Origin of the sequence: Mesorhizobium sp. M8A.F.Ca.ET.165.01.1.1, assembly GCF_004792065.1 — a bacterium.
GTDB lineage: Bacteria > Pseudomonadota > Alphaproteobacteria > Rhizobiales > Rhizobiaceae > Mesorhizobium.
The window spans coordinates 142485-155514 of sequence record NZ_SRTH01000014.1; the positions used below are offsets into that span (position 1 = coordinate 142485).

Here is a 13030-nt window from a genome sequence, read left to right on the forward strand (position 1 = left end):
AACCTCGGAGATTGGATGCCGACATCCCTCCCTTCGTCATCCTGGGGCGAAGCAAGGAGCGGAGCGACGCCGCGCAGACCCCAGGATCCATGCCGTGACTTCAACGCTCCGCAACGGTGCAATATTCTGGTCCGCGGCATCCTTCGGTTGAGGACACGGCATGGATCCCAGGGTCTCCGCGACGGAGCTTCGCTCCTGCTCCGCCCTAGGATGACGAACGCGTTGGGATCGACGGCCTGCCAATGACCCACCCCTTCACCATCGCCATCGACGGACCGGCCGGCGCCGGCAAGGGCACGCTCGCCCGCCGGCTCGCCGATCACTATCGCCTGAATCTGCTCGACACCGGGCTTACCTATCGCGCGGTGGCCCATGCGCTGCTGCGGCTCGGCTTGCCGCTCGACAATGTCTCGGCGGCCGAGACCGCGGCGCGCCAGGTCGACCTGGCAAAGCTCGACCGCGCGGTGCTGTCGGCGCATGCGGTTGGCGAAGCGGCTTCGAAGGTCGCGGTTTTCCCGACCGTGCGCCGCATCCTGGTCGAAAAGCAGCGCGATTTCGCCAGGACGCCGCCGGGCGCGGTGCTTGACGGGCGCGATATCGGCACCGTCGTGTGTCCCGACGCCGACATCAAACTCTATGTGACGGCGAGTGCCGAAGTGCGGGCACGCCGCCGGCTGGCCGAGATCGAAAGCATCGGCGGCACCGCCGATTTCGCCGAAATCCTTGCCGATATCCAACGCCGCGACGAGCGCGACATGGGCCGGGCCGACTCGCCGCTGAAGCCGGCCGCCGACGCGCACTTGCTTGATACCAGCGAAATGGCTATAGAAGCCGCGTTTCTCGCGGCCATGTCTGTTATCGACGACGTGCTGGCCAAGAGAAACAAGGCCTGATCCGGGTTTTCTCCCGCGTTTCCGTTGCCGGAGGCGAAGAAAATACCCATATCGGGCACGAACCAGCCTGCCAGCATTCTTCATGCGCCGGAATTGCCGCTCGAAAAGCGGCCCAGGGCTTTTTAGCCCGGAACGCCGGCAGGCCAACGCAACGCTAACCCACGGCGCCCGTCCCGCTCGAGATGCGGGGCACTCCAGGAGAAACAATGTCAGCTGCAAATCCCACTCGCGATGATTTCGCGAGCCTGCTCGAAGAATCATTCACCACCGGCCATTCCGGCGAAGGTCAGGTCGTCAAGGGTACGATCACGGCGATCGAAAAGGACATGGCCATCATCGACGTCGGCCTGAAGGTCGAAGGCCGCGTGCCGCTGAAGGAATTCGGCGTCAAGGGCAAGGACACCACCCTCAAGGTCGGTGACACCGTCGAAGTCTATGTCGAGCGCATCGAGAACGCGCTTGGCGAAGCCATGCTTTCCCGTGAGAAGGCCCGCCGCGAAGAGAGCTGGGTCCGCCTCGAAGAGAAGTTCACCAAGGGTGAGCGCGTCGAAGGCGTCATCTTCAACCAGGTCAAGGGCGGCTTCACCGTCGACCTCGACGGCGCCGTGGCCTTCCTGCCGCGCAGCCAGGTCGATATCCGCCCGATCCGCGACGTTTCCCCGCTGATGCACAACCCGCAGCCCTTCGAGATCCTCAAGATGGATCGCCGCCGCGGCAACATCGTGGTTTCGCGCCGCACCGTGCTCGAGGAGAGCCGCGCCGAACAGCGTTCGGAAATCGTGCAGAACCTTGAAGAAGGCCAGGTGGTCGAAGGCGTCGTCAAGAACATCACCGACTACGGTGCGTTCGTCGACCTCGGCGGCATCGACGGCCTGCTGCACGTCACCGACATGGCATGGCGCCGCGTCAACCATCCGACCGAAATCCTCAACATCGGTCAGACGGTCAAGGTGCAGATCATCCGCATCAACCAGGAAACCCACCGCATCTCGCTCGGCATGAAGCAGCTCGAGAGCGATCCGTGGTCCGAGATCGGCACCAAGTTCCCGATCGGCAAGAAGATCAAGGGCACCGTCACCAACATCACCGACTACGGCGCGTTCGTCGAGCTGGAGCCGGGCATCGAGGGTCTCATCCACGTTTCGGAAATGTCGTGGACGAAGAAGAACGTGCACCCCGGCAAGATCCTGTCGACGACGCAGGAAGTCGACGTGGTGGTGCTCGAGGTCGATCCGGCCAAGCGCCGCATCTCGCTCGGCCTCAAGCAGACGCTGGAGAATCCGTGGCAGGCTTTCGCCTCGAGCCATCCGGTCGGCAGCCAGGTCGAGGGCGAGGTCAAGAACAAGACCGAGTTCGGCCTGTTCATCGGCCTCGAAGGCGACGTGGACGGCATGGTCCACCTCTCCGACCTCGACTGGACCCGTCCGGGCGAGCAGGTCATCGAAGAGTACAATCGCGGCGACATGGTCAAGGCGCAGGTGCTCGACGTCGACATCGACAAGGAGCGCATCTCGCTCGGCATCAAGCAGCTGGCCAAGGACACGGTCGGCGAAGCAGCGACGTCAGGCGAACTGCGCAAGAACGCGGTCGTCACCTGCGAAGTCATCGGCGTCAAGGATGGCGGTCTGGAAGTGCGGCTGGTCGACAGCGGCATCGAGACCTTCATCAAGCGCTCCGACCTCAGCCGTGATCGCGACGAGCAGCGCCCCGAGCGCTTCACCGTCGGCCAGAAGGTCGACGCCCGCGTCATCGCCTTCGACAAGAAGACCCGCAAGCTGCAGGTCTCGATCAAGGCGCTGGAAATCGCCGAAGAGAAGGAAGCGGTCGCACAATACGGCTCGACCGACTCCGGCGCTTCGCTGGGCGATATCCTGGGTGCCGCGCTGAAGAAGCAGGGCAACTAAGACCTTCGCAACGCGAAGCTCTTCGCGCAGCCTTAAAAACAAAACCCCGCCGGATCGCTCCGGCGGGGTTTTTCTTTTGAGCGGTTCAGCGCTTGATAGATTCGCCGACCCGCTCTAACTCTTTGTTTTCACGCAATTCCCAAGGGAAACCGCTACGCGTTCTTCCCGGGAAAACCGTTACGCACTTTTCCTGGAATTGCTCTCGGCGAAATGCTCTTGAAGCTCAGGCCCTGCCGTAGAGCGGCACCAGCGTTCCGCTCATTGCCCGGTTGGTGGGCGAGACGAGATAGGCGATTGATTCGGCCGCAGCTTCGAGGCTGACCCATTTGGTGAAATCGGCATCCGGCATGTCGGCGCGATTCGCGGGCGTGTCGAGCGTCGAGGGAGCCACGGCATTGACCAGGATGCCATTGGCCTTGAGCTCTTCCGCCATCGCCACCGTCATGGCAGCGACCGCCGCCTTGCTGGCGGTGTAGGCGACCATCCCGGCGCCGCGCCTGGGGTCGAGCCCGGCGCGCGCGGTGACATTGACGATGCGGCCGGCAGAGCCCGACGCCAGCATCGAGCGGATAGCCGCACGGCTGCACAGGAAGGTGGTGCGGGCGTTGGTGTCCATCATCTCGGCGAAGGATGCCGATTCGATCTTTTCCACCGGTGCCATGGCAAAGCCGCCCGCCAGATGGATCGATCCCCACAAGGCAGGGACCTGAGAATAGAAGGCTTCGACCTTGGCGGAGTCCGACAGGTCGACATTGTGCGCCAGCTTCACATTGTCGTGCGCGGTGAAGGGGAAGTGCTGAGGTGCCGCAGCGTGCGCGTTCGGCACATGACAGATCGCGCCCTGCTCCAGCAGCCTGCCGACCACCGCCCCACCGAGCGCGCCGGTTCCACCGGTCACAACGATATGCCTGCCTTCAAGTGTTTCCGTCATCCTGGACCGCTCCTGTCATTTTTATGACTTTTGTCGTTGGTTAGCCGCGCCGACGCGAAGCGTCGCGCCTTTCAGTCAATCACTCAACCGATATCTCGACATGGCAGCCGTCACGTCTTTGCATGCGTCAGCGCACCGTCGAATAGCGAAGCCTCATGCCTTCCAAGACCAAGCCGGCAAATGGTCCGCTTCCGGTCGGGGACCAAGGCCGGGCTGGGTGGTTCAAACGACCGTGATTTCGATGACACGTGGCAGTCCCGTTGCCCGGGCGTGCCTCAACGCCTGTGGCAAGGCGTCGATGTCGGCCAGCCTTTCGGCTGATATGCCATAGGCTTCGGCAAGCTTGCAGAAATCCGGCGGCGCCGGCGACACGCCGACAGGTTCCACGCCGACATCGAGCATCGAGGTCTCGATCTCGCGATAGCCCCTGTTGTTCCAGACGACGAAGATGACGGGCGCTTCGGAATCCAGCGCTACGGCTATCTCCGGCAAGGTGAATTGGAAGCCGCCGTCGCCGGTCAGGCAGACAACCGGGGCATCGGGCACGGCGAGTGCCGCGCCGATCGCCGCCGGAGGGCCATAGCCCAGCGCGCCGAATCCGGTCGCGGCATTGAACCAGCCGCCGGGCCGGTCATGGTCGTAATAGAGGTTGGCGGCGTAAATCGGCTGGGTGGAGTCGCCGACGATGATGGCACCAGGCAAGGCATCGCGGATCATTTCCACGGCATGCACCTGCGCCGCATAGGCCGGACTCAACTCGGCAAAGGCGGCCTTTCGCCCCGCCGCGGCGCGGCCATGGCCGTCTTCGCCGGCGCTGTGGGCGGGATCGATCGCCGCAAGCAGGGCCTCGATCGCCACGGCGCAATCGGCCTGGATGGCGACCGTCACCGGGCGCCGCGCAAGCTGGTCGGCGCCGATGTCGATACGGATCAGGTTCGAAGGCAACACAAAGCCGCCGTCGCCATAGCCGTCATAGTCGGTCGGGCCGAATTCGGTGCCGGCGGCGATCACCAGATCGGCCTCGGCCATCAGCGCGCGAACCGCTTTCAGGCTTGGGCTTGCCGGCACGCAAAGCGGATGACCATGCATCAGGCCGCGTGCGTTGGTGGTCTCGACAACCGGCGCGCCCAGTCTTTCGGCAAGCCGCCGCAGTGGAGCTTCCGCCTTCCTGGCGCCGCCGCCGGCAAGGATCATCGGACGGCGCGCTACCTTGATTAGCTTCGCCGCCTCGGCAATTGCCCCGGCGTCCGGAGCGGGCGGGGCGGCATTGCTCAACGCAGCCGCAAGACCGTTGGCGGGCTTCACCATGACGTCGGTCGGAATTTCGATATGCACCGGTCCTGGACGCGCGGACGAAAACAACGCGAAGGCACGGGCGAGCGCGCCCGGCAGTTCTGCGGCCTCGGTGATGCGCTCCGAGAACAGCGCTACCTTCTCCATCATGCCGCGCTGGTCGGGCAATTCATGCAGGAAGCCGAACCCCTTGCCGAGCGTGTCGGTGGCGTTGACGCCAGAGATCACCAGCATCGGCACCGAATCGGCGCGCGCCTGGCCCATGGCGGTGATGGTGTTGGTCAACCCCGGCCCGGTGATGACGAAGGCGACGCCCGGCCTGCCGCTGGCGCGGGCGTAGCCGTCGGCCATGAAGCCGGCGCCCTGTTCGTGGCGCGGCGTGACATGGCGGATCCTAGACCTCGCCAGGCCGCGATAGAGCTCGACCGTATGGACGCCGGGGATGCCGAAGACGGTGTCGACGCTATGAGCCTCGAGTAGCGAAATGAGCGCTTCGCCGATGGTGGTCATTGCTTAACTCCCCTGTCTATTTGTTTCTTACGCAATTCCCAAGCGAAAGCGCTACGCGCTTTTCCCGGGAAAACCGCTTCTCATTTTTCCTGGAATTGCTTGAGCGGCGCGAGGCCGAGCTCGGCCTCGACAGCCTTGATGCCAATCGCCGCCAATTCGCCGGGCGAAAACATCTCGCCGGCCAGGCAGCCTTCTATCCAGAGCCCGTCGATGATCGCGTTGATCGCGATAGCATGGTGGCGCAGCTCGCCTGCGTCCGGCTTGTGCTGTTCGGCGGCGAGCACTTCGGCCACTACCGCTTCCACCTCGTTGCGAAAGCCAAGGTAGCCATCGCGGTGGGCACGGGCCAGGGCAGGATCGGCACCGGCGCGGCCGAGGAAGGTTGCCCAGAGCGAAAACACCCGCGCGTCGATGATCGGCGCATTGAGGTTGGCGGTGACGAAGGCCGCGAGGCGTTGGCGCGGCGAGGCATCATCCATGACCAGTGCCGCTTTCGCCTGCTCGGTCATGCGGCCGACCAGCGCCGTATAGGCTTCCTGCAGCAATTCTTCCTTGCCCGGGAAATAATGCCGGATAAGCCCGGCGGTGACGCCGGCACGCAATGCGATGGTGCGCAAGGTGGCGCCCTGCAGGCCATATTCCGCCACGCTGTCCAAAGTCGCTTCAATCAGATCCTGCCGCCGCCGCCCCTCGCCCTCGCGACGGAACTTACGGCGCGCATTCATTGGCGCAGAATCGGTCGCGTCAGGCATGTCGGCCCGCCTTCGCAGGCGATGCAGAGCGCATCCGCCTCGAAGATTTCAACCGTGCAGCCGGCGGCTTCCATCGCGGCCTTGGTCCTGGGAAAGCCCGCGACCGCGATGACCTTGAGCGGGCTGGTCGACAGGACGTTCAGGCTGAGGCCGTTGGAAGCGGCGAATTCTTCGGCGTCGCCTTCGACCAGCCGGATGCCGCGCGCCTTCAGCGTCTGGTAGAACGGGGCCGGCAAAAGCGGCGAATAGACCAAGGCGAGGTCGTCGGCCAGCGGGCTGATCACCGACATCAGATGCAGGCACGCTTCTTCGCCCTGCCACAGCGGCAGATCAAAGCCGTAGACGGAAATGCCCAACGGCGTCAGCAGGTTGGAAACCTGCTGGATGCCTTCCTGGTTGGAGCGGACACCGCGCCCGATCACCAGCGTGCGGGCATCCACCCATACACAGTCGCCACCTTCGACCTGGCCGGGAGCCTCGACGCGGCCAAGGATCGGAATGCCCAGTCTTCTATAGGTTTCCTCATGCAGCGAGGGCTCGCTGGCGCGCAACGGCTTGCCCATGGACAGGATCAGCGCGCCACGGTCGGTCATCAGCGAGGGGTCGTGCGTGAACACCGAATCCGAAAGTCCGTCGGCCCTGTCCTCGATCCATTCGATCTCGGCGCCGGAGGCCGCCACCAGTTCAGCAAGGACCGCGTGCTGCGAGGCTGCTTTCGCCGGGTTGAATCCCGGGCCATAGTGCCAGGCGGCCCTGTCGGCGTCACGCATGGCGTTGGCCGCCGACCGCATCAGCACGCGCCGCAGCGGCGCCGCCATGGACTGTGATCCGAAAGCGCTCATCGATGCCCTTTTTAAGCTGAAAAAAATCGGGAAAATTTCATGAGAGGTTATTTATACACTTGCACAACAAGGCCGCAAGTGCCGTAATGAGCGGGATTGACGGGCTCGCTCTGTTGGGTCCATGCTTGAAGTCTGGAGCGGGGCAGTACAGCGTATGTTGATTAGCCGGATAGACGTTCGACGAACCGCCTGCGGCCATATGGAGGTCTTTTGGTGAGCGCTGTGGCAGCTGCCAAACTCCCATCAGGCGAGGTGCAGGACAGCGCCGCAGAAGCCATCCATGTCGAGAACCTGCACAAGAAATTCGGTCAACTGCATGTGCTGAAGGGCGTATCGCTGTCGGCGCGCGACGGCGAGGTCATCGCCATCATCGGCGGCTCGGGCTCGGGTAAATCGACGCTGCTGCGCTGCATCAACTGCCTGGAAAATCCGACCAGCGGCATCATCCGGGTCAATGGCGAGGAGATCAAGCTCAAGGCGGACAGCCACGGCCACACCATCCCGGCCGACCGCAGGCAGATCGAACGCATCCGCTCCAAGCTCGGCATGGTGTTCCAGAACTTCAACCTGTGGAGCCATATGACGCTGATCGAAAACGTCATCGAGGTTCCCGTGCACGTGCTGGGCGTCAAGCGCGACCAGGCAATCGCCCAGGCCGAAAAGCTGCTGGCGCGGGTCGGGCTCGCCGAGAAACGCGATGTCTATCCGGCCTATCTCTCCGGTGGTCAGCAGCAGCGCGCCGCGATCGCTCGCGCGTTGGCCATCAATCCGCGCGTCATGCTGTTCGACGAACCGACCTCGGCCCTCGATCCCGAACTGGTGGGCGAAGTGCTGAAGGTGATCGGCGATCTGGCTCGCGAAGGCCGCACCATGGTGCTGGTCACCCACGAAATGAAATTCGCCCGCGAGGTCGCGACCCACGTCGTCTACCTCTACAACGGGCTGGTCGAGGAGGAAGGCCCGCCGGAGCAGATCTTTGGCGCGCCCAAATCCGAAAGGCTCAAGCAGTTCATCCGCAACATCGGCTAGGGACAGGCCGGGACGGAAGAAAACCGGGAACCAACAACAAACTGGGAGTTCTGAAAATGAAGACTGTTCTGAATACATTGGCCGCGGCACTGCTGCTCGGCGTCGCCGCCATGGGCGTGGCCAAGGCCGATCCGGTCAAGATCGGCGTCGCCGCCGAACCCTACGCGCCCTTCACCTCGCCCGATGCTTCGGGCAAATGGGTCGGCTGGGAAATCGACTTCATCGACGCCGTATGCGCCGAGGAAAAGCTCGACTGCGTCATCACCCCTGTCGCCTGGGACGGCATCATCCCGGCGCTGACCACCAAGAAGATCGACCTTATCGTCTCGTCGATGTCGATCACCGACGAACGCAAGAAGACCATCGACTTCTCCGACAAGTACTACAACACGCCGACCGCGATCATCGGCCCCAAGGACCAGAAATTCGGTGCCACGCCCGACGATCTCAAGGGCAAGGTCCTCGGCGTCCAGGTGTCGACGGTGCATGCCGTCTACGCCAAGAAGCACTTCGGCCCGACCGCATCCGAGATCAAGGAATACCAGACGCAGGACGAAGCCAACAACGACCTTGCCGCCGGCCGCCTCGACGCGGTGCAGGCCGATTCCATCGCGCTCAAGGAGTTCCTCAAGACCGACCAGGGCAAGGCCTGCTGCGATCTCAAGGGCATGGTGGCCCCTGACGACGAGGTGCTCGGACCGGGCGTCGGCGCCGGCGTGCGCAAGGAAGACACCGATCTGAAAGAGAAGATCAACGCCGGCATCAAGGCGATCCGCGCCAACGGCAAATATGACGAAATCTCGAAGAAATACTTCGATTTCGACATTTACGGCGGCGCCACGCAGTCGAACTGACGACCCTCGCATGGCTGGAGGGCAGGGCGCTGACGCTCCCGTCCTCCAGCCGGCCTGTCCACGCATGCTCGCCGCCGGCCGCAGGTGCCGGCGGATCGAGCCAGCAATCCGGGGGCGACGCTGATCGAATCCTTTCTTCCGGCCTCCGCGGCCGGCATCGTCGAACTTCTCTCGCCCGCGCCCGTCGGCTGGGGCGGGACGCTCCTGGTCGGGCTCCTGCATTCGCTGGAGATCGCCGTCGGCGCCACCATCGTCGGCCTGCTGATTGGAACCTGGGGCGCCTATGGCAAGCTCTACGGCGGACCGGTGGTGCGCGACCTGTTCGCGGTCTACACCACCGTGGTGCGGGCCGTGCCGGAACTAGTGCTGATCCTGCTGCTCTATTATGCCGGCACCGACCTGATAAACCAGGTGCTGGCCGCCATGGGCTACCAGCGTGTCGACATAAGCGGGCTGGTGGCCGGCATCGCCGTACTCGGCTTCGTCCAAGGCGCCTATTCGACGGAAGTCATCCGCGGCGCGATCCTCGCCATTCCGCAGGGCCAGATCGAAGCCGCCCGCGCCTTCGGCATGTCTCCCGGCCTTCTGTTGCGGCGCATCACGCTGCCGGCGATGTTGCCTTTCGCCATTCCGGGCCTCGCCAATCTGTGGCTGATCGCCACCAAGGACACCGCTCTGCTGGCCGTCGTCGGCTTCTTCGAACTGACGCTGGCGACACGACAGGCGGCGGGCGTCACCAAGGCCTATCTGATTTTCTTCCTCGCCGCCGGCGTGCTCTATCTCTGCGTGACGCTGGTTTCGAACTTCCTGCTTGGCCGCGCCGAAAAATGGGCGCGGCGTGGCATGCCTTCGATCAAGGATGCCCGTTGATGACCGGTGAAACAGTCATGATCGATACGGCGGCGCGCGCTTCGCTCTGGCTGCAGCCGCATCGCATCGTGCTGATTCTCATCGCGGTGGGGCTGGTGGCGTCGGCTGCCTTCTTCATGCGCTGGGACTGGCTGCCGCAATATTGGGAAATGGGCCTGATGGGCATCTGGCGTGCCCTGTGGATCCTAGCCGTCACCTGCGCGCTCGGCTTCATGATCGCCGTGCCCGTCGGGCTGGCGCAGGCGGCAGGCTCGATCTGGGTCGCGGCTCCGGCGAAAGTCTTCTGCACCATCATTCGCGGCACGCCGCTGCTTCTCCAGCTATGGCTGCTTTATTACGGGCTGGGCTCGCTGTTCCCGCAATATCCATGGATCCGCGAATCCTGGATGTGGCCCTATCTCAGGCAGGCATGGCCATACGGCGTGCTGGCGTTGACTTTGTCCTTCGCCGGCTATGAGGGCGAAGTGATGCGCGGCGCCTTTGCCGGCGTGCCCAAGGGGCAGTTGGAAGCGGCTCGCGCCTTCGGCATGAGCCGCTGGAAGATTTTCCGGCGCATCTGGCTGCCACAAGCCTTCTACCGGGCGCTGCCAACGCTGACCGGCGAGACCGTGCTGCAGCTGAAATCAACGCCGCTGGTGGCGACGATCAGCGTGATCGATATCTTCGCGGTCTCGTCCAAGGTGCGGCAGGACACCTACCTCACCTACGAGCCCCTGCTGCTCTTGGCGTTGATCTATATGGCGATCACCGGCATTCTGGTCTTCGCCTTCAGCCGGATCGAGGCGCGGATCCCGGTCAAGATAGGTTAGGGGAGTAGGGGAGTAGGGGAGTAGGGGAGTAGGGGAGTAGCCAGCCACTTCCGCATTCACATTTCCATCCCCGTTCGCTATTCACTGCGCACAATTCCCTATTCCCTAATTCCTTAGGACCGTCATGATGCAACTCAGTCTCGACCAGGCAAAAGGACTGTGCCGGATGGCGGCACTTGGGGCCGGCGCCAATGAGGAGGCGGCGCAATCGCTCACCGCCTCGATCATCGCCGCCGAGGCCGAAGGACTTGCAGCCGTCGGGCTGTCGCATTTCATCGATTACCTCGAAGCGCTCGAGGCCGGGCGCATCGACGGCAATGCCGACCCGGTGATCACCCGGCCGGCGCTGGCCATTTATTTCTCGGACGCACGCGGCGGGCTGGCGCATACCGGCTTCGACCGTACCATCGACGACCTCGCCAAGGCGGCAAGACTGTTCGGCGTCGCCATCTTCTCGCAGAAGAACGCCTATACGTGCGGGGCGCTCGGCTACTTCACCGGCCGGCTGGCGGCGCAGGGGCTGGTGTCCTTTGCCGCCACCAATGGACCGGCCGTCCTGGCCGGCTCGGGCTCGGTCAAGCCGGTCTACTGCACCAATCCGATGTCGTTCGCCGCGCCCGCCGCCGACGGCGCGCCGCTGGTCATCGACCAGTCGTCGAGCGCGACCGCTTTCGTCAACATCCGCAAGGCCGCGGAAGACGGCAAGCGGATCCCCGAAGGCTGGGCGCTGGACGCCAGCGGCAATTCGACGACCGATCCAGCCGCCGCCATGAAGGGTGCCATGCTTGCCTTTGGCGGCCAGCGCGGCGCCAACATCGCTCTGATGGTCGAGGTGCTGGCGGCGGGCCTGTCGGGCGCCAACTGGTCGCTCGACGCGCCGTGGTTCAGTGGCGGCCCCGACAGTCCGGGAACCGGCCTGTTCGTGCTCGCGGTCGAGCCCAAGCTGCTCGATCCCGATTTCGAGCAGCGCATGAAAGACCAGCTCGACCGACTGCGCCGGCGCTATGGCGTGCATGTGCCCGGCCGTGCCCGGGCCGAAGCGGCGGAGAAGGCGCAGGCGCGCGGCATCACCGCGCCCAAAGCAGTGATCCAGCGCATCTCCGAATTCGCCGAGCGCTATTCGGCCTGAATAATTTCTATTATTTTCAGATAGTTACATGACCCTCCCCGCCCGAGGCGCGGTTGTGCGCGCTTTTTTGCGTTTGCCCTGAACCTTTTCCGACGCTCGGGCGACCAACGTTTGTGCAGGGCAAGGCGTGCTTGCCCGATCCAGACCGGGGAACAGCAAAATCCAATCGAAAGTCTGCTCCGCGCGAAAGGCATCGCCCTTCGCGTCCCGGAAACACAACCTCGAATCAAGGAAGATCATCATGACCAATACCAAGACCACCATCCTGACCGCCGTCCTCCTGCTCGGTTCCTTCATGGGCGCCACGCAGGCGGCCGATTTGAAGGCCGCACCGGTCAAGCCGGCCAATCCGGGCGTCATCACCGCGCCGAGCGGCGGCGCCACCGAGGACCACTACTGCAAGAACGGCCACGCCAAATTCGCCAACTGCAGCGCTGATTTCATCGCCGCCTGCAAGAAGGTTGGTGGCACCATGTCGGATGTTCAGGGCTGGGGTGGGCGTACTTGCTTCACGCCCTCCTGATACCGTCTCAGGTCAGGCCGCTCGTCGGCCCCTGACACCTCATGGATGTCACCCGGAAAACCCCGCCTCGGCGGGGTTTTCTGCATTTCTCGTTCGTGACGCCAAAACATGATTTCAAAAGTTAACTTTTGTTAACTTGACTTGGTTGCAACCCTCCGGCGTTTGCGAAAGGCATTGTCACAAAACAGGAGCTCCGATGTCCGCGACCACCGACCCCTCCCACGGCAAGCTGATCATTCCGACGCCTGGCCGGCTGTATTCGTCGCTGCATGATGCAGGCGAAACCGTGCTGCGCGTCATCGCCGGCGCGTTCCTCACCATCCACGGCTCGCAGAAGATCGCCAACCCTTTCGGCGCCGCCGAAATGGTCGAAGGCCTGGGCTTCTATCCCGGCGCCTTCTGGTCGTTGCTTTTGGCCTGTGCCGAATTCTTCGGCGGCATCCTGATCGCCATCGGTCTTCTGACGCGGCCCGCCGCCTTTGCCGGCCTGTTCGTGCTGCTGGTGACCGTCTGGTTCCACTGGGTCACCATGGGCCAGGGCTTCTCGGGCGCTGAAAAATCGCTCCTGTGGGCCGCGATCCTGCTGTTCTTCGTCATTCGCGGCGGCAACCGGCACTCGGTCGATGCCCGCCTCGGCAAGGCATTCTGACACACCCGAAAGAAGGGCGGCAGCGACGACGCGTCACCCTTT

General features: G+C 63.7%; 13 protein-coding genes. 9 read left to right on the plus strand and 4 right to left on the minus strand.

Features of this window, described 5'->3' with window-relative positions; all coding sequences use genetic code 11:
* The first annotated feature begins 242 nt into the window (after nucleotides 1-242).
* Both cmk and rpsA read left to right on the plus strand, forming a co-directional pair.
* Entirely contained in the window at nucleotides 243-893 is a 651-nt protein-coding gene (cmk, locus tag EN808_RS28175) for a (d)CMP kinase (protein WP_135917327.1), read from the plus strand.
* Between the two features lie 206 nt (nucleotides 894-1099).
* Nucleotides 1100-2797 (plus strand): 30S ribosomal protein S1, encoded by a 1698-nt coding sequence (rpsA, locus tag EN808_RS28180; RefSeq protein WP_127275816.1) that lies wholly within the window; start codon nucleotides 1100-1102, stop codon nucleotides 2795-2797.
* Between the two features lie 223 nt (nucleotides 2798-3020).
* Here rpsA and EN808_RS28185 read toward each other — a convergent pair whose 3' ends face one another.
* The 4 genes from EN808_RS28185 to EN808_RS28200 form a co-directional block, all read right to left on the minus strand.
* Nucleotides 3021-3728, minus strand: a complete 708-nt coding sequence (locus tag EN808_RS28185; RefSeq protein ID WP_127275818.1) for an SDR family NAD(P)-dependent oxidoreductase — start codon at nucleotides 3726-3728, stop codon at nucleotides 3021-3023.
* Between the two features lie 222 nt (nucleotides 3729-3950).
* Nucleotides 3951-5531 carry a 5-guanidino-2-oxopentanoate decarboxylase gene (locus tag EN808_RS28190; protein WP_135917328.1) on the minus strand — a complete coding sequence of 527 codons (1581 nt, stop codon included), beginning with the start codon at nucleotides 5529-5531 and terminating at the stop codon, nucleotides 3951-3953.
* An 80-nt stretch (nucleotides 5532-5611) separates the two neighbouring features.
* Entirely contained in the window at nucleotides 5612-6256 is a 645-nt protein-coding gene (locus EN808_RS28195; protein ID WP_167531483.1) for a TetR family transcriptional regulator C-terminal domain-containing protein, read from the minus strand.
* Nucleotides 6253-7125, minus strand: a complete 873-nt coding sequence (locus EN808_RS28200; protein WP_135917329.1) for a dimethylarginine dimethylaminohydrolase family protein — start codon at nucleotides 7123-7125, stop codon at nucleotides 6253-6255. The genes EN808_RS28195 and EN808_RS28200 overlap by 4 nt, the downstream gene beginning before the upstream one ends.
* 213 nt (nucleotides 7126-7338) lie before the next feature.
* Between EN808_RS28200 and EN808_RS28205 the strand changes: the two genes are divergently transcribed.
* The 7 genes from EN808_RS28205 to EN808_RS28235 all read left to right on the plus strand — a co-directional run bounded on the left by EN808_RS28205 (nucleotide 7339) and on the right by EN808_RS28235 (nucleotide 12988).
* Nucleotides 7339-8154 carry an ABC transporter ATP-binding protein gene (locus EN808_RS28205; RefSeq protein ID WP_127275822.1) on the plus strand — a complete coding sequence of 272 codons (816 nt, stop codon included), beginning with the start codon at nucleotides 7339-7341 and terminating at the stop codon, nucleotides 8152-8154.
* Between the two features lie 56 nt (nucleotides 8155-8210).
* Nucleotides 8211-9008 carry a transporter substrate-binding domain-containing protein gene (locus tag EN808_RS28210; RefSeq protein WP_127275823.1) on the plus strand — a complete coding sequence of 266 codons (798 nt, stop codon included), beginning with the start codon at nucleotides 8211-8213 and terminating at the stop codon, nucleotides 9006-9008.
* Between the two features lie 204 nt (nucleotides 9009-9212).
* Nucleotides 9213-9878 (plus strand): ABC transporter permease, encoded by a 666-nt coding sequence (locus EN808_RS28215; protein ID WP_135862970.1) that lies wholly within the window; start codon nucleotides 9213-9215, stop codon nucleotides 9876-9878.
* A complete protein-coding gene (locus tag EN808_RS28220; RefSeq protein WP_135917330.1) occupies nucleotides 9878-10687 on the plus strand; it encodes an ABC transporter permease in 810 nt (269 codons plus the stop codon). The genes EN808_RS28215 and EN808_RS28220 overlap by 1 nt, the downstream gene beginning before the upstream one ends.
* A 127-nt stretch (nucleotides 10688-10814) precedes the next feature.
* The gene (locus tag EN808_RS28225; protein WP_189524180.1) at nucleotides 10815-11816 is read left to right on the plus strand and encodes an Ldh family oxidoreductase; all 1002 of its coding nucleotides are present in this window, start codon (nucleotides 10815-10817) and stop codon (nucleotides 11814-11816) included.
* A 241-nt stretch (nucleotides 11817-12057) separates the two neighbouring features.
* Nucleotides 12058-12339 (plus strand): hypothetical protein, encoded by a 282-nt coding sequence (locus EN808_RS28230; protein WP_127275826.1) that lies wholly within the window; start codon nucleotides 12058-12060, stop codon nucleotides 12337-12339.
* Between the two features lie 196 nt (nucleotides 12340-12535).
* Complete coding sequence (locus EN808_RS28235) at nucleotides 12536-12988, plus strand: DoxX family protein (protein ID WP_135917332.1); 453 nt, start codon at nucleotides 12536-12538, stop codon at nucleotides 12986-12988.
* Nucleotides 12989-13030 lie beyond the last annotated feature (42 nt).